Raw genomic sequence first — 16,138 nt, forward strand, 5'->3', positions numbered from 1 at the left:
CTCCCGTCCCGTCAGAACCGTCAGAGCCCGGAAGGCTCAGCCGACCGGCGGCTGGAGCTGCGCAGCCGCGCGGTCGGCTGGCCAGACCATGACCCAGTCGCCGTCCTGGATCTGCTTCAGGCCCTGGGTGCTGGGCCAGAAGTTGTTGTCGTCCGGGTTGAACTCGAGGTGGCCGCTGAACGTGGTGTCGGCGCCGTTCTCGTGCAGGTAGTCGCACATGGCCTGCTGGTCGGTGTCGCCGGCGCCCTCGACGGCGGCGACGAGGATCTCCCAGGCGTTCCACGACGCGGTGGCCTGCGTCTCGAACGCGGTGTACGGCAGGCCCTCGGCGGCGGCGCGCGTCTCGAACTCGTCGACGATCGCCTGCGCCTCGGGACCGGCCGCCTGGATGAGCGCGTCGTTCGGCTCGAAGATCGACACCGACAGCAGCCCGTCGGCCACGTCGCCCAGGCCCAGCAGCGGGCCGGGCGCCGGGAACAGGCTGAACATCAGGGGCGGCCGGTAGTCGAGCTGCTCCATGGCCTGCAACAGGTTGACGGGGTCGACGGCCAGCCCGCTGTTGAACACGAAGTCGGGGTCGGCGTCGCGGATCTGCGCGGCGATGGGCGCCCAGTCCGTGGTGTCCGGCGGGTACCGGATCTCGGCGACGACCTCGTACCCGCGCTCCTCGGCGATGGGGACGGCGCCCGCGTCGCTGTCGTCGTCGGGCGAGCCCTGGGCGATGAAGTCCGTCGACCCGCCCTGGTTGATGACGAACGCGACCCGCTCGGGCGGCGTCGGCAGGCTGTCGAGGGCGTCGAAGACCTGCTCGGGGACGTACGCGTTGGGCTCCGGGCCGATGGACCAGGCCGGGAACTGGCACTCGTACGTCATGAGGGGCGCGAGCACGGCCGTGTGCTGCGGCATCGTGAAGCCGTGCCGCTCGGCGACGGCCATGGCGGAGATGATGTTCGGGGTGGCGTACGGCCCGATGATGAGGTCGACGCCCTCCTGGCCGATCAGCCGCTCGTACAGCGCGGTGACCTGCGCCTGGTCGGACTCGTCGTCCAGCACCATCCACTCGACCGGCCGGCCGAGCAGCCCGCCGTTCTCGTTCAGCTGCTCGACGAACTGCTCGCCGGCGATCTGGTGGATGATGCCCGTCGGTCCGAAGGCGCCGGTCAGCGAGAGGGTGGAGCCGACGACGATCGGGTCCCCGCTCGGCGCGCCGCCCTCGTCGGACGGATCGGCCGGCTCCGCGGTGTCGGCCGGGTCCGTGCCGGAATCGGCCGCCGGTTCGTCGTCCGAGCAGGCGGCGGTGATGAACAGCGTCAACGCCGCCGTCGCGGACAGGGCGGTCAGCGAACGGGTCCTCATGTCGGTGCTCCCTCCTCGTCACCGCACCGGCAAGGCGCCGGTGTCGTGGACGATCTCGCCGCCGACGACGGTGAGCACGGGGAGCGTGCGCCGCATGTCGGCATCGGAGACGGTGAAGTAGTCGCGGTCGAGGACCAGCAGGTCGGCCAGCTTGCCCGGCTCGATGGAGCCCAGGCGGTCCTCGCGGTTCAGGTACCAGGCGTTGGCCCGGGTGTAGGAATGGAGCGCTTCCTGCCGCGTGAGCTGCTGACCAGGGTTGATCTGCTGGCCCAGCGCGTTGAGCCCGGTGGTCGCGTAGTGCAGCGCGTACCACGGGTTGTGCGGCGCGATGTGCACGCCGTCCTCGTGCATGCCGGCCGGGATGCCGCTGTCGACGATCATGCGGAACGGCGGCCCGACGGGGTTGGCTCCCGGGTTGCCCTGCAGCCAGCGGAACCCGGACATCGAGACGCCGCAGTTCAGCGCCTTGAGCCGGGCCAGCAGCTCGGGCGTGGCCTCGTTGATGTGCTGGACGCCCCAGCGCAGGTCGGTGATGCCGAACTCGGCGTTCACCGCCTCGTACGCGGTGACCACCTGGGTCAGCGCGGCGAGGTTGCCGGGGCTGTTCTCGTTGCGCCAGCGGGCCTGGGCGATCAGCCGCTGCGCCTCCTGCCAGACGGCGCCGGCTCCGATGGGCGCGCCCCACTCGCCGATGGCGCCGGTGCGCAGCATGTCGTCGCCGAAGAACGGGAACTGGTGCCGCAGCCGCTCGCGCAGTTCCGGCAGCTGGTTCGCCAGGTCCCCGAGCGCCGGGATGTTGCCCTGGTTGTGCAGGAAGTTGGTCTGCAGGCGAATGAACGCCTTCTTCTCGCGGTGCAGCGACAGCCAGGCGTCGTACATGCGGTAGTGGTCGAGGCCGGACAGCGCCTGGTTCGGCGTGAGCGGTCCCGGCGACGGCGGCAGCACCTGGTCGAGCACGGTGGTGATGCCGACCTGCGCGGAGAACGCCATGGCGTCCAGCGCGCTGCGCCGCTTGTCCTCGAACGTCTGCCGGACCCGCAGGTGGTAGAGCGCCGCGTTCGTCTGCGCGCCGGACGTGATGGCGCCGGTGGGACTGACGGTGACAGGCCCGGCCAGCGGCGACGTGACGGTCTCGAAGAACTGCTTGCCCAGCGTGTTGGTGACCGACGGCCCGCTGAACGTCTGCAGCAGGAACACCGGGCGGTCGGGGACGGCGGCGTCGAGCTCGGCGAGTGTGGGGAGCCGCTGCTCCGTCCACTGCCGCGGGTGCCAGCCGCCGAGTGCGGTGATGAACTGGCCTTCCGGGACGTCCGGACGCCGTGCGGCGAGGAAGCCCTGGACCTCGGCGATGGTGCGGGCCAGCTCGAGCTGCGCCACGTGGTGACCGGGCCGGTTGGCCAGGCTGACGAAGTGCGTGTGGCTCTCGATCAGGCCCGGCACGACGGTGGCGCCGCGCAGGTTGATCGAGCGGCCGTTGCTGCCCGGGTTCGGGACGGAGTTGCCGACGGCGACGATGCGGCCGTCGCGGATGGCGACCGCGCGGACCACCGTGGCGTTGTCGTCCATGGTGTGGATGCGGCCGTTGGTCAGGACGAGGTCGGCGTGGGCGCCGGTGTCCGGGTTCGTGCGCCCGGGCGAACCGGAAGCTGTCGCCGTCACCCCGGAGGAGACGGCGGCCGCTCCAGCGGCGGCGCCCGCGCCGCGGATGACGTCGCGGCGGCTGATGCCGGTCATCGCACCCACCTCCCCGGGTCGTGGACGACCTTCCCGCCGACCACGGTGAACAGCGAGCGGATCTGGTAGATCTCCTCGTCCGGGACGGTGAAGAAGTCGCGGTCGAGGACGGCGAGGTCGGCGTGGTGGCCCACCTCGATGGACCCGAGGTCGTCCTCCCAGATGAACCACCTGGTGTCGGCCGTGGCCAGGCGCAGAGCCTGCTGCCGGGTGAGGTTCTGGTCGCCGAGGATGTGCGCGCCGGCGAGGTTGCGGCCGGTGATCATCGTGTAGAGGTTGAGCCACGGGCTGATGACGGTGATGTCGCCGCCGTCGGAGTGGTACCCGACCTGGATCGGGTGGTCGTAGAGCATGCGGTACGGCGGGCCGACGTTCGTCCCCGTCCGCGTCGGGCCCCAGCCCACCAGGACGCCGCCGCCGATGGCGTGGAACCGGTTGGCGAGGTCCTCGTTGAAGCCGGGGATGTGCGAGATGATCCAGCGCAGCTGGTCGATGGGGATCTCGGCGTGCACCTGCTCGCGCAGCGCGATCAGCGACTGCGCCGACGCGAGGTTCAGCGAGTGGTCCTCGCCCCGCCACCCGGTCCGGGCGATGGCCCGCAGCCCCTCGATGCCGCCGCCGGTGAACTCGCCGATGCCGCCGGTGCGCAGCCAGTCGTTGCCGAAGAACGGGAAGTTGTTGCGCAGCCGCGGCGCCAGGGTCGGCAGGTTCGGGTCGTTCGCCGGGTCCTGGTGCAGGAAGTCGATGCGCAGCCGGGCGGCCATGCGCTCCTCGCGGTCGAGCGTGAGGAACGGCCGGTGCATGGTGTACGTGTTCTCGTTGGCGATGCCGCCCGACGGCAGCTCGGAGTGGAACGCGCCGCCGTCGCGGTGGGTCGTGATGCCCAGCGTGGCGAAGTACTGCAGGGCGTCGTTCGCGCTGCGGACCCGGGTCTCCGGTGTCAGCAGCTGCTCGCGCATGACCTGCAGGGCCCGGCTGGACCCCGTCGCCCCGCCGCCGATGACGCCGTCGGCCGCCACGACCACCCCACGCGCCTCGAGCCAGGCCTTGCCCAGGCTGTTGGTGCGGGTGCCGCCCTGTGCCGCCTGGATGTAGACGGGCCGGTCGACGGCGTCGAGCTCGGCCAGGAGCGGCAGCCGGCGTTCGGCGAACTGCATGGCCGAGATGGGCCCGATGGTCGTGATGAACTCCCCCGGCGGGACGTCGGCGCTGCGCTCCTGGTAGCGCGCGACGAGGTCGGGGATGGTGAAGACGTCCTCGGCGCCCGTGCTCCACCCGGGCCGGTTGCCGACCAGCACGATGTGGTTGTGGGCGTCGACGATGCCCGGGATCACCGTCCGGCCGCGCAGGTTCACGACGTCGAACGGCCGGCCCTGCGCCCGCACCGGCCCGTTGCCGACCCCGATGAAGCGGCCGTTGCGGATCAGCACGTGCGAGACGACGGTGTCGTTCGCGTCCATGGTGTGGATCCGCCCATTGACCAGGGCCAGATCCGTGTCGCCGCGGACGCCCGGAATGGACGTCGGCGCGGTGCTCGTCGTGGTGGACTCGGTTTCCGCGGCGTGGGCGGCTCCTGCCCCCACACCCGCCATGGCTGCCGCTACTCCCGCAGCCGCGCCCGTCCGGAGCACTTCACGCCGGGACGGGCCCGAACCCTGCTCGGTTCGGTGTTCATCCTCACTCATCAGCCGACACCGCCTTCCCACGGGGTCGTTCCGATCTGCCCGGATCAGGGCAGTGGGTGGGACGCAGCTCTGGGCCAGGAGTGTAGGAGAACTGAACAGAGTGTGCAATACCATTGTTCATCGGCCGTCATGAGTCGGCAATGTGCACAGCTCCGCTGACCGTTACTGCCGTAGAGGCAGGTCAGCCTGCACTGAAACGATCACGTTCAGCACGATCTCCCGTGTCGCACTACGCCTGCAACCGTGTTGACGCTCGGGCAATCGTGGTGGACCGCCCACGTCGCCACGAGTAAAGGGCGTCCTGGTCTCACGTCACGTTCGCGGATCGATTCCGGACGTTTCACGTGACGCCAGACCAGGACGCCGGCCACGCACCCGTCGCCAGACTCCCCCCACCCCACCCGAGCCCACGCACCCAGCAAGGAACTCAGGCGGAGCGCTCGAGGACGAACCAGATGCCGACGGCGGGCTCGGTGCCGTCGTTGCGGTAGGCGTGCGGCATGGTGGAGTCGAACGAGACGGAGTCGCCGGCCCGCAGGTGGTGCTCCTCGAAGCCGAGCGTCAGCACCAGCTCGCCGCTCAGCACGTGCCCGTACTCGGTGCCGGAGTGGCGCATGAGCAGCCCGGCCCCCGACGAGGACGAGCCGCCGGGCTGGTAGGTGATGCGCAGGAAGTCGGTGTGGGCGTCGGGGACCTGGCCGAGCAGCTCCCAGGTGACGCCGGAGTCCAGGGTCAGCACCTCGCGCTCGGCCGCCCGGACGACGGGGCCGACGCGGCGGCGGTCGGAGCCGAGGACCCGCAGAGCGCTGATGGTCTCGGGCACCGAGGTGGCCGACGGCGCCGCCTCGCCCGGAGAGACCGCCGAGTCCGGCGAGACCGCCGAGTCCGCGGCCGGCACGTCGGACACCTGCACCGCCACACCCACCGGCGGCACCACGACGTCGGCCCGCGGACCGGCGGGAACGCCGTCGTCGGAACCCGGGGCGAAGATGTCCTCGACGGAGATGCCCAGCGCGGTGGTGATGGCGTACAGCGTGCTGACCGACGGCTGGCTCTTGTCGGTCTCGATCTGGGAGATCAGGCTCGCCGACACTCCGATCTCGCGCGCCAGCCCGCGGGCACTGACGCCCTTGCGCATCCGCTCCTGACGGATGCGCTCACCGATCGCGGGCACTGCCGACGGGCTCACGCGGTCTCCGTTCACTGTTGACCATGCTGTTGACCATGACTGAGCGGAGTTTACCGGTTGACGCCGAAGCCCGGCTCCGCTTCACTCAGATGGTAAGTGTAGTTGAACACGCCGAGGAGGTGCCTGCGCAATGCCGATACGCACCTACGGACCCAACGCGGTCGACTGGGAAGAGCGCATCGACCTCGACCGCCTGCGCCGCGAGCGGCTCGAGCGGCTGCGCGCCGCGCTGAACCAGTCCGAGCTGGGCGCCCTGCTGGCCTTCGACTTCGCCAACATCCGGTACATGACGTCCACGCACATCGGGACGTGGGCGGTCGACAAGCTCATCCGGTTCGCGCTGCTACCCCGCGGCGGCGAGCCCATCGTCTGGGACTTCGGGTCCGCCGCGCGCCACCACCAGCTGTACAACCCGTGGCTCGACGGCACCAACCGCGCCCGGGCGGGCATCTCGACGCTGCGCGGTGCGTTCCACCCCGGCGCCGGCATCGCCGACGACGTCGCGGGCAAGATCGCCCGGGTGCTCGCCGAGCACGGCCTGCAGAACGAGCCCGTCGGCATCGACGTCGCCGAGATGCCGGTGCTCATGGCGCTGCAGGAGCAGGGCCTCACCGTCATCGACGGCCAGCAGGTGTTCCTCGAGGCCCGCCGCATCAAGACGCCGGACGAGATCGCGCTGCTCGCGCACGCCGCGTCCATGGTCGACGCCGCCTATGACGAGCTGTACGGCTTCCTGCGCCCGGGGGTGCGAGAGAACGAGTGCGTCGGCGTCGTCAGCAAGGTCCTCTACGACCTCGGCAGCGAGTACGTCGAGGGCGTCAACGCCATCTCCGGCGAACGCTGCTCGCCGCACCCGCACGTCTACAGCGACCGCATCGTCCGCCCCGGCGACCCCGCGTTCTTCGACATCCTGCACAGCTACAACGGCTACCGCACCTGCTACTACCGCACGTTCGCGGTCGGCAGCGCGTCCGTGGCCCAGCGCGACGCATACACCCGCTGCCGCGAGTTCATCGACCACGCCATCGCCGAGGTCAAACCTGGTGCGACGACGGCCGACATCGTGTCGCTGTGGCCGCGGGCCGACGAGTTCGGCTTCCCCGACGAGGAGGCGGCGTTCGCGCTGCAGTACGGCCACGGCGTCGGTCTGTCCATCTGGGAGAAGCCGATCTTCTCGCGGCTGGTCTCGCTCGACCACCCCGAGGTGCTCGAAGAGGGCATGGTCTTCGCGCTCGAGACCTACTGGCCGGCCTCCGACGGGTGGTCCGCGGCCCGCATCGAGGAAGAGATCGTGGTCACGGCCGACGGCTGCGAGGTCATCACGAAGTTCCCGGCCGAGGAGCTGCTGGTCGCCGGTCGCAAGTACTGGACCGTCGGCGGCGAGCTGAATTCCCTGCGCGACTCGCAGTCCCACCTGAACACCGGAAACGCGAGCGGCAACGGAGCCACCCCATGACCGAGACGACGACGGCGACCGACCTGCTGGCGCTGCACGAGACCATGGCGGTCATCCGCCGCACCGAGAAGGCGGCGCACGACCTCTTCCTGTCCGGGCTGGTCAAGGGCACGACGCACCTCGCGGCGGGACACGAGGCGGTCGCCGTCGGCACCCGCGCGGCGTTGAAGGACGGCGACTACGCGTTCGCCACCTACCGCGGTCACCACCACGCCATCGCCTGGGGCGCCACGCCCGAGGAGTGCCTGGCCGAGCTCATGCAGCGCTCGACGGGCCTCAACAAGGCCAAGGGCGGCTCGATGCATCTCACGAAGGCCGAGGCGGGCATGCTCGGCTCCTATGCGATCGTCGGGGCGCACCTCCCCATGGCGGTGGGCGCCGCCTGGTCGGCCCGGTTGCGCAAGACCGACCAGGTGGCGGTGGCCTTCTTCGGCGACGGCGCCACCAACATCGGCGCGTTCCACGAGGCGCTGAACCTCGCGTCGGTGTGGAAGCTGCCGGTGCTGTTCGTCTGCGAGAACAACTTCTACATGGAGTACACCCCCATCGGCTCCGTCACCGGCGTCGGCAACCCGGCGGCCGACCGGGCCCCGTCCTACGGCATCCCGGCCGAGGTCGTCGACGGCAACGACGTGGTGGCGGTGCGCGACGCCGTCGCCCGCGCGGCGGGTCGGGCCCGCGCGGGCGACGGACCCACGGTGCTCGAGGCGCAGACCTACCGGCACTACGGCCACAGCCGCACCGACCCGGCGAAGTACCGCCCCGACGGCGAGCTCGAGCGCTGGATGGAACGCGATCCACTGACGGTGTCGGCCGGCCGGTTGCGCGAGTCCGGCACCAGCGACGACGACATCAAGGCGGCCGAGGACCGCGCGGCCGCCGTCGTCGAGCAGGCCGTCGCCGCTGCCAAGGCCGCCCCGCAGGCCGACCTCGGCGAGGCGTTCACCGACGTATGGGCCGACGGAGGTGCCGCATGGCGGACGTGACCACAGCGCAGGACGTCGTCACCTACCGCGACTCCGTGGCCGAGGGCATCGCGCGCGAGATGCGCCGCGATCCCTCGGTCGTGTGCCTGGGCGAGGACATCGGGGCGGCCGGCGGCGTCTTCAAGACCACCGTCGGCCTGTTCGACGAGTTCGGCCCCGACCGCGTCTGGGACACCCCGATCTCCGAGCAGGCCATCGTGGGTGCGGCCATGGGCGCTGCCATGACGGGCATGCGCCCGGTCGCCGAGATCATGTTCAGCGACTTCCTGGCCTGCTGCTGGGACTACCTCGCCAACGAGATCCCGAAGGTGCGCTACATGACCGGCGGGCAGGTCACCGTCCCGCTGGTCATCCGCACGGCCAACGGCGGCGGGCTGGGGTTCGGCGCGCAGCACTCGCAGTCGGTCGAGAACTGGGCGCTCACCGTCCCCGGCCTCAAGATCGCCGCGCCGTCCACGCCCGCCGACGTCGTCGGGCTCATGGCCAGCGCCATCCGCAGCGACGACCCCGTGGTGTTCTTCGAGCACAAGGGGCTGTTCGCCAGCAAGGGCGCGCCCGCGCCCGACGGCCACGTGGTGCCGTTCGGCCAGGCGGCCGTGCTGCGCGAGGGCACCGACGTCACGCTGGTGGCGCTGGCGTCCACGGTGCCGCTGGCGCTGACGGCGGCCGACCGGCTGGCCGCCGAGGGCGTCGAGGCCGAGGTCGTCGACCTGCGCTGCCTCATCCCGCTGGACGTCTCGGCCGTGCTGCGCTCCGTCGAGCGCACGTCGCGGCTGGTCGTCGTCGAAGAGAACCCCTTCCAGGGCGGCTGGGGCGGCACCGTCGTCTCCGTCGTCGCCGACGAGGGGTTCGAGCTGCTGGACGCGCCGGTGAAGCGGGTGGCGGGGGCCAACGTGCCCCTGCCGTTCGCCGACGCGCTGGAGGACCAGGTGATCCCCACCGTGGACAAGGTGGTCGACGCCGTGCGGAGCCTCGCGACCTACTGACCCTTCGAGCGTTCCACCCCCACCTCAGAGCTGCCATCGCGATGGAGGGATGGTTCATGAGCACCCGACTCCTGCTCAGCAACGGCCACGTCATCAGCATGGATCCCGACATCGGCGATGTCGCCGGTGCCGACGTCCTCATCGAGGACGGCGCCATCGTCGCCGTCCGGCCGGGCCTCTCCGCCGAGGTCACCGATGCCGAGGTCGTCGACGCCACCGGGCGCATCGTCATCCCGGGCTTCGTCGACACCCACCGGCACACCTGGGAGACGGCCATTCGCACGTCCGCGCCGAACGCCACGCTGGACGACTACTTCGTCGAGATCCTCGACACCTTCGCCCCGCTGTACGGGCCCGACGACGTCTACGCGAGCAACCTCGCGGGCTCGCTCGAGTGCCTCAACGCGGGCATCACCACGCTGGTCGACTGGTCGCACATCAACAACACGCCCGAGCATCCCGACGCCGCCATCAACGGCCTGCGGGAGGCCGGGCTGCGCGCCCAGTACGCCTACGGCTCGGCCAACACGTCGCTGGCGAAGTACTGGTTCAACAGCGCCGAGGTCATCCCGGGCGACGACGTCCGGCGCATCCGCAGCACCTACTTCGCCGGCGACGACGGCCTGCTCACCATGGGCCTGGCCACGCGCGGGCCGGGGTTCTGCCAGGACGACGTCGTCACGGCCGAGTGGGCGCTGGCCCGCGAGGTCGGCATCCCGCTGACGGTGCACGTCGCCATGGGGCGCCTGGCCGGCCGGTTCGCCATGGTCGAGCAGCTCGATCGCCTCGGCCTGCTGGGGCCCGACACCACCTACGTGCACTGCTGCTACTTCAGCGACCACGAGTGGCGCCGGGTCGCCGACACCGGCGGCACCATCTCCATCGCCGCGCAGGTCGAGCTGCAGATGGGCCACGGCTGGCCGCCGGTCGCCAAGAGCTACCAGTTCGGCCTCGCCCCGAGCCTGTCCATCGACGTCGTCACGACGGTCCCGGGCGACATGTTCACGCAGATGCGCGCGGCTTTCGGCGGCGAGCGGGCGCGCATCAACGCGACCAGCTGGCAGGCCGACACCCTCAACCCCGACACCACGCCCACGGCGCGGCACATGCTCGAGATGGCGACCATCAATGGCGCGCAGGTGGCCGGGCTGGCCGACCGCACCGGGTCGCTCACGCCGGGCAAGCGTGGCGACGTCGTGCTGATCGACGCGACGGCGCTCAACGTCGCCCCGGTCATGGACCCGGTCGCCGCAGTCGTGCTGGCCGCCGACGTCTCCAACGTCGAGACCGTCATCGTCGACGGCGTCATCCGCAAGCAGGGCGGGAAGCTACTCGCCGACGTCGACCGCGCCCGCGGCCTGGTCGAGGCGGCCCGCGACCGCCTGGTCGCCGCGGCCGAGAAGAACAAGGCGGCCGCGGGATGACGGAGCGGCACCTGGTCCAGCGGGGGGCGCAGGCCGCCTTCGAGGCGCCGGCGGGCTGGGCCGCCGGCGCCGAAGGCTTCCGGCGGTGGACGGTCGTCGGCGAGTCCGCCGGCGCCGTCCACACCGGCTTCGGCGTCTGCGAGCTCGATCCCGGCGGCTCGGTGCCGGCGCACGTCCACTCGTTCGAAGAGAGCTTCCACATGCTCTCGGGCTCGGCCGTCCTCACCACGCCCGAGGGCTCGTTCCGGGTGTCTCAGGGCGACTACGGCGTGCTGCCGGTCGCGGTCCCGCACACCTGGCGGGGCTCCGGCGACGGACCGGCCCGCTGGGCGGAGATGCAGGGGCCGCAGCCGCGCGCCGACTTCGACGGCGACACCTTCCTGGTGCCGCCGCTCGACGACCCTCGCCCGGTCGCCGACGTCGACGTCCGAGACCCGCGCACCTACCGGTTCGGCACCATCCGGCCCGGTCACATGGACCCCGCGAAGCAGTCGCAGGACCTGCTCGCCGTGTCGGCCAGCATGCGCACCGCGCTGCTCGTCTACGGCGGCATCAACGTCAAGCAGATGGTCGACAGCGACCTCGGGGCCATCCTGACCACGATGTTCATGGTGCAGTACGACCCCGACGGCGCGACCACCCCGCACGACCACCCGTTCGAGGAGACGTACCTGATCCTCGAGGGCACGGTCGAGGCGTCCTTCGACGGGAAGACGTACCTGCTCGAGGCCGGCGACGTCGCCTGGGCCGGGGTCGGCTGCCCGCACGCGTTCCGCAACGCCGGCGGCGGCACGCTGCGCTGGCTCGAGACGCAGGCGCCGGCGCCGCCGCCGCGCTACTCGTATCGTTTCGCCCGCGACTGGAACCACCTGCGCGACGTCCTGGGAGGTCAGCAGTGACAACCATCGTGATCGTCGGCGGCACGTCCGGCATCGGGCTGGAGCTGGCCCGGCGGCGGGTGGCGGCCGGCGACGACGTCGTCATCACCGGGCGCGACGGCGACCGCTGCGACTCCGTGGCCGCCGACATCGGGGCGCGCTGTCGCGGCCTCGCCGTCGAGCTGTCCGACCCCGCCGCCATCGCCGTCGCGCTCGACGGCGTCGAGAAGGTCGACCACCTCGTCGTCGCCGCCATCGACCGCGACCAGAACACCGCCGCCGACTACGACGTCGGCCGCGCGGTCCGGCTGGTGACGCTGAAGCTGGTCGGCTACACCGAGGTGGTGCACGCGCTGCTGCCGCGCATGGCGTCCGACGGCGCCGTCGTCCTGTTCGGCGGGCTCGCCAAGGACCGGCCCTACCCGGGGTCGACCACCGTCTCGACCATCAACGGCGGCGTCATGGGCCTGGTGCACACGCTGGCCGTCGAGCTCGCGCCGCTGCGGGTCAACGCCGTCCACCCGGGCATCGTCGGCGACAGCCCGTTCTGGCAGGCCAAGCCGCCGGGCGTGCTCGACGGCTACATCTCGCGCACGCCCATCGGGCGCCTGGCCACCATGGCCGACGTCGCCGACGCGGTCGACTTCCTGCTCCGCAACCGGGCGATGAACGGCGTCAACCTCAACGTCGACGGGGGCTGGCTGCTGACGTGAGCGACTCCCTCGAGGTGACCGGCCCGGTCGGTGTCGTCGGCGCCGGGCGCATGGGCGCGGCCATGGCCGGGCGGCTGCGGTCGGCCGGCGTCGACGTGGTGCTGTGGAACCGGTCCGTCGACCGCGCGCAGGCGGTGGCCGCCGCCACCGGGGCTCGGGTCGCCGGTACCGCGCGCGAGGCGGCCGAGGCCGGCCCCGTCGTGCTGGTCTCGCTGGCCGACGACGCCGCCTGCCGCGCCGCCTATGCGGGGCCTGACGGCGTTGCCGCGGGTGCCGGACCCGACACCGTCGTCGCCGACACCAGCACCGTCGCGCCGCAGACCTCGATCGACCTCGCCGCGCTGGTCCGCGAGGGCGAGGGCGGCGCCATGCTCGACACCCCGGTCTCCGGCAGCGTGCCTGTGGTCGAGCGCGGCGAGCTGACCATCATGGCCGGGGGCGACGCCGCCGACCTCGACCGCGCCCGGCCGGTGCTCGAACTGCTGGCCAAGCAGATCTTCCACGTCGGCGACCACGGCGCCGGCGCGACCATGAAGCTGGCCGTCAACGCGCTCGTGCACGCGCTCAACCAGGCCGTCGCCGAGGCGCTGGTGCTGGCCGAGCGCTCCGGCGTCGACCGCGCGGCCGCCTACGAGGTCTTCGCCGGCAGCGTCGCCGGCGGCCCGTTCGTGCAGTACAAGCGGGCGGCCTTCGAGCGGCCCGAGGAGACGCCGGTCGCGTTCCGGCTCGGCCTCGTCGCCAAGGACCTCGACCTCATCCTCGACCTCGCCGCGCGGGCCGGCGCCCCGATGCCGCAGGCCGTCACCAACCGCAGAGCCGTCGCGGACGCCGTCGCCGCCGGGCTGGGCGACGAGGACATGAGCGCGGTCGCACGGTACCTGCGTGGCCACAGCTGACCAGGCGGACCGTCAGGGGCCACCGGTGTCGAACGTTGCCACCCCGAGCTTTCCCCAAGCACCGATCAGCTTCTGGTCACCGGCGGCGGCTACGAGGTCATCCTCATTGAGCTGCTCCGCTGAGGCGCAATGCACCGAGTCGTACCCGCGCAACTCCAGTCGGCGAGCCAGCACCGCGGCTCGCTCCACGACGATCTGGTCGACCTCCACGACGTCGATATCGAGCCATAGCTCGTCCAACAGCCGCATGCACGCGTCGAGCGCGCTCTCCGTCAGCCGACCCATCCGGCATGCCTGAGCCAACGCCGCAGCCGTCTCGACGTAGAGCAGCCGACTCGACACCACGGCATCAGCATCGTCCCAGAACCGCTGACACGACTCACTCGTGGGCTCACGGACCAGCAACGGCACGAACGCAGACGTATCCAGGTAACCGATCACCGACGTTGATCACCGAGCAGGTCGCTCACCGTGCCCGTCGCCGCCACTGGTTCGGGCGCCGGCCGCTTACGCCTGCGCGCCGGTTGCACCCGGCCCTCGGCGCGCAGTTGCTCCAGTCTCGTCAACCGGTCCACGGGAACGATCCGCGCGATCGGACGACCATGATCCGTGACGGTCACCACCCGGCCCGAACGGACCTCAGCAAGATGGCGGCTCAGGCCGTCACGCAACTCGCGCACCCCGACGTCCACCACACGACCTCCTTGCGTCCACATTCACCTAGTCCATTATAGCCACAATGGGCCCGTCACCAACCGCAGAGCTGTCGCGGACGCCGTCGCCGCCGGGCTGGGCGACGAGGACATGAGCGCGGTCGCACGGTTCCTGCGTGGCGGCACCTGATCATGGCGCCGACTCGGCCCCTTCGCCGCCGAGGTCGACCCGCTGGAAGCCGCCCAGGTAGGCGAGCACCCGCGAGGTGACGAAACCGCCGTTGTAGAACCCGAGCGCGTCGAACTGCTCGGCCGGCGTGCCGGAGCGGAGCAGGCTGGCGGCCTCGTAGTTGCCGATCGAGATGACCGGCTCGGTCTCGTGCTCGCGCAGCAGCTCCACCTCGGTGGCCAGGTGCTGGCGGCCGAGGTCGGTGGCGCGGGCGATGACGGCGTCCCAGGTGAAGTCGACGACGTTGAAGGCCTCGTCGAGGACGGCGTTGTTGTAGTACTTGTCGACCAGCAGCTGGTTACGGACGAAGTTGTTCAGGCCGTAGCCAAGCGTGGCGTAGTCGGCGTTCGGCTCACCCTCGCCGATGTAGTCGGCGATCGCCGGCTGGATGTTCGCCTGGGTGACCGCCGCCGCGACGTTCAGGTCGACGTTGGCCAGCGCGTTCAGCAGCGCATCGTTGGACATGCCCTGCGCCTCGGCCTGCGGCGTCACGAACGCCTCGGTGAACGCGGCGAAGTTGGCGTCGGCGCCGCGGCGGAAGAAGTCGCCCACCTGCGCCAGCTCGACGTCGCCGTCGATCGGGCCGCCCGGGTTGTCGCGGCCCAGCTCGAACAGCGCCTGTGTGCTGGTCACCTGCGCCTCGGCCAGCTCGGCGTAGAGCATCGGCATGACGAGGTCGGTGAACATCAGCTCGAGGTCGGTGTAGCCGCCGGCCTCGTACGTCTCCTGGATCACCGTCAGCCGCTGCTGGGCGAAGATCAGCAGCGAGTACGCGTCGAACGTCAGGGCGTAGGCGTTGACCAGGCCCTCGACGTCGGCCAGCGTCTGGGGCGTGTAGGTCGACAGCTGGTCCAGCAGCGCGAACACCTTCGTCTCGGCCGGCGCGATGTCCAGCGCCTGCGTCACGATGGTCTCGATGCCGGGCAGCCCCTGCGTCAGCAGCGGCGTCATCAGGTTGCCGCCGGCGTAGAGCATCTCCATCAGCGCGGCGGCCTGCGTGGCCGAGTTGAACGCGCCCGCCTGCAGGCCCTGCTGCTGCAGGTCGCGCGCCCGGGCGGCGGCCGTCGCGGCGACGTCGGTGAAGCTGGTGAGGACCGAGGTCATCTCCGGGGCCAGCCCGTTGAACTGGCTCAGCGCGCTGTCGTACCGGCCGAGCGTCGCGTTCACCTGCGCGGCGACCTTGTCGTAGGACGCGTTGTCCAGGCGCGGGTCGGTGTCGAGGCTCGGCGCGTCCAGCCGCTGGCCGGTGAGGTGCTGGTAGGCCTCGTAGATGTCGCCGACCTCGATGACCTCGACGCCCAGCCGCTCGCCCTCGCGGACCACGTCGACGGTGGTGCCCTCGTGGTCCGGGGCGTTGCGCTGCCCGAGCGGGATGAGGATGGTGTCGAACCCGGCGTCCGAGGCGCCGGTGAGCTTCTCCGGGATGCCGCCGACGGGGCCGATGGTGCCGGTCGCGTTGATCGTGCCGGTCATGGTGACGCCGTCGAGGAACTCGTCGCCGCGGGCCAGCGCGATCAGCCCGGCCGTCGTCAGCGCCCCGGCGCTCGGGCCGTCGACCCGGCCGCTGGTCTCGAACCGGAACTCGCCCTCGAGCGGCTGGCCGAGCAGCAGCGTCGAGATGATCGAGGCGTTCCAGGCGCCGGCCTGCGAGGCCGCGCCGATGCCGTCGACCTCGTTGGCCGAGAACTCGACCCGGAAGTCGCCGTCGGCCTCGGTGTGGCTCAGCGTGGTCTCGCCGGTGGTGCCCTCGCCGGTGCCCTCGTTGAAGGCCAGCCAGGTGATGGTCAGGCTCTCCGGCTTCGCCGGCTCGGCGGGGGCGCTGTCCGACGGGGTCGGCCCGCCGGACTCGCCACCCACCGGATCGTTCGGATCGGACGAACTACACGAAGCGACGACTGCCAGGCACAATGCGGCAGCGACGATGGAACGAACCCTCACCCCGAGACCCCCCGA

General features: G+C 71.3%; 14 protein-coding genes. 7 read left to right on the forward strand and 7 right to left on the reverse strand.

The window, feature by feature from the left end; all coding sequences use genetic code 11:
* Positions 1-36 precede the first annotated feature (36 nt).
* The 4 genes from HD601_RS25135 to HD601_RS25150 all read right to left on the reverse strand — a co-directional run bounded on the left by HD601_RS25135 (position 37) and on the right by HD601_RS25150 (position 5,964).
* A complete protein-coding gene (locus HD601_RS25135) occupies positions 37-1,356 on the reverse strand; it encodes an amino acid ABC transporter substrate-binding protein (protein WP_184826554.1) in 1,320 nt (439 codons plus the stop codon).
* Positions 1,357-1,374: 18 nt separating this feature from the next.
* On the reverse strand, positions 1,375-3,090 hold the full coding sequence (locus HD601_RS25140; protein ID WP_184826556.1) for an amidohydrolase: 1,716 nt from the start codon (positions 3,088-3,090) through the stop codon (positions 1,375-1,377).
* Complete coding sequence (locus tag HD601_RS25145; protein ID WP_184826558.1) at positions 3,087-4,550, reverse strand: amidohydrolase family protein; 1,464 nt, start codon at positions 4,548-4,550, stop codon at positions 3,087-3,089. The genes HD601_RS25140 and HD601_RS25145 overlap by 4 nt, the downstream gene beginning before the upstream one ends.
* A 652-nt stretch (positions 4,551-5,202) precedes the next feature.
* Entirely contained in the window at positions 5,203-5,964 is a 762-nt protein-coding gene (locus tag HD601_RS25150; protein ID WP_184826560.1) for a cupin domain-containing protein, read from the reverse strand.
* A 130-nt stretch (positions 5,965-6,094) separates the two neighbouring features.
* Between HD601_RS25150 and HD601_RS25155 the strand changes: the two genes are divergently transcribed.
* Genes HD601_RS25155 through HD601_RS25185 form a run of 7 tightly spaced genes read left to right on the forward strand, consistent with a single transcriptional unit; the run spans position 6,095 to position 13,303 of the window.
* Complete coding sequence (locus tag HD601_RS25155; protein ID WP_184826562.1) at positions 6,095-7,420, forward strand: M24 family metallopeptidase; 1,326 nt, start codon at positions 6,095-6,097, stop codon at positions 7,418-7,420.
* Positions 7,417-8,406, forward strand: coding sequence for a thiamine pyrophosphate-dependent dehydrogenase E1 component subunit alpha (locus HD601_RS25160; protein ID WP_184826564.1), 990 nt, complete (start codon positions 7,417-7,419; stop codon positions 8,404-8,406). The genes HD601_RS25155 and HD601_RS25160 overlap by 4 nt, the downstream gene beginning before the upstream one ends.
* On the forward strand, positions 8,394-9,392 hold the full coding sequence (locus HD601_RS25165; RefSeq protein WP_184826566.1) for an alpha-ketoacid dehydrogenase subunit beta: 999 nt from the start codon (positions 8,394-8,396) through the stop codon (positions 9,390-9,392). Before HD601_RS25160 ends, HD601_RS25165 begins: the two co-directional genes overlap by 13 nt.
* A gap of 56 nt (positions 9,393-9,448) precedes the next feature.
* A complete protein-coding gene (locus tag HD601_RS25170; RefSeq protein WP_184826568.1) occupies positions 9,449-10,816 on the forward strand; it encodes an amidohydrolase family protein in 1,368 nt (455 codons plus the stop codon).
* Entirely contained in the window at positions 10,813-11,715 is a 903-nt protein-coding gene (locus tag HD601_RS25175) for a cupin domain-containing protein (protein WP_184826570.1), read from the forward strand. The genes HD601_RS25170 and HD601_RS25175 overlap by 4 nt, the downstream gene beginning before the upstream one ends.
* The gene (locus HD601_RS25180) at positions 11,712-12,407 is read left to right on the forward strand and encodes an SDR family oxidoreductase (protein ID WP_184826572.1); all 696 of its coding nucleotides are present in this window, start codon (positions 11,712-11,714) and stop codon (positions 12,405-12,407) included. Before HD601_RS25175 ends, HD601_RS25180 begins: the two co-directional genes overlap by 4 nt.
* Complete coding sequence (locus tag HD601_RS25185; protein WP_221441295.1) at positions 12,404-13,303, forward strand: NAD(P)-binding domain-containing protein; 900 nt, start codon at positions 12,404-12,406, stop codon at positions 13,301-13,303. Before HD601_RS25180 ends, HD601_RS25185 begins: the two co-directional genes overlap by 4 nt.
* 12 nt (positions 13,304-13,315) lie before the next feature.
* On the opposite strand, the gene HD601_RS25190 is transcribed toward HD601_RS25185, so the two are convergent.
* The 3 genes from HD601_RS25190 to HD601_RS25200 all read right to left on the reverse strand — a co-directional run bounded on the left by HD601_RS25190 (position 13,316) and on the right by HD601_RS25200 (position 16,042).
* Positions 13,316-13,744, reverse strand: a complete 429-nt coding sequence (locus HD601_RS25190) for a PIN domain-containing protein (RefSeq protein ID WP_184826574.1) — start codon at positions 13,742-13,744, stop codon at positions 13,316-13,318.
* Positions 13,741-13,995, reverse strand: coding sequence for a type II toxin-antitoxin system prevent-host-death family antitoxin (locus HD601_RS25195; protein WP_184830177.1), 255 nt, complete (start codon positions 13,993-13,995; stop codon positions 13,741-13,743). The genes HD601_RS25190 and HD601_RS25195 overlap by 4 nt, the downstream gene beginning before the upstream one ends.
* Positions 13,996-14,146: 151 nt before the next feature.
* Positions 14,147-16,042 carry a S16 family serine protease gene (locus tag HD601_RS25200; RefSeq protein ID WP_184826576.1) on the reverse strand — a complete coding sequence of 632 codons (1,896 nt, stop codon included), beginning with the start codon at positions 16,040-16,042 and terminating at the stop codon, positions 14,147-14,149.
* Positions 16,043-16,138 lie beyond the last annotated feature (96 nt).

The sequence above is a fragment of the Jiangella mangrovi genome (assembly GCF_014204975.1).
Classification (GTDB): Bacteria; Actinomycetota; Actinomycetes; order Jiangellales; family Jiangellaceae; genus Jiangella; species Jiangella mangrovi.

Excerpts from the sequence above, each read along its gene's own strand:
- HD601_RS25175 (WP_184826570.1), top strand. The coding sequence starts at position 10,813 with ATGACGGAGCGGCACCTGGTCCAGCGGGGGGCGCAGGCCGCCTTCGAG.
- HD601_RS25160 (WP_184826564.1), top strand. The coding sequence starts at position 7,417 with ATGACCGAGACGACGACGGCGACCGACCTGCTGGCGCTGCACGAGACC.
- HD601_RS25140 (WP_184826556.1), bottom strand. The coding sequence starts at position 3,090 with ATGACCGGCATCAGCCGCCGCGACGTCATCCGCGGCGCGGGCGCCGCC.
- HD601_RS25155 (WP_184826562.1), top strand. The coding sequence starts at position 6,095 with ATGCCGATACGCACCTACGGACCCAACGCGGTCGACTGGGAAGAGCGC.
- HD601_RS25145 (WP_184826558.1), bottom strand. The coding sequence starts at position 4,550 with ATGGACGCGAACGACACCGTCGTCTCGCACGTGCTGATCCGCAACGGC.
- HD601_RS25170 (WP_184826568.1), top strand. The coding sequence starts at position 9,449 with ATGAGCACCCGACTCCTGCTCAGCAACGGCCACGTCATCAGCATGGAT.
- HD601_RS25135 (WP_184826554.1), bottom strand. The coding sequence starts at position 1,356 with ATGAGGACCCGTTCGCTGACCGCCCTGTCCGCGACGGCGGCGTTGACG.
- HD601_RS25165 (WP_184826566.1), top strand. The coding sequence starts at position 8,394 with ATGGCGGACGTGACCACAGCGCAGGACGTCGTCACCTACCGCGACTCC.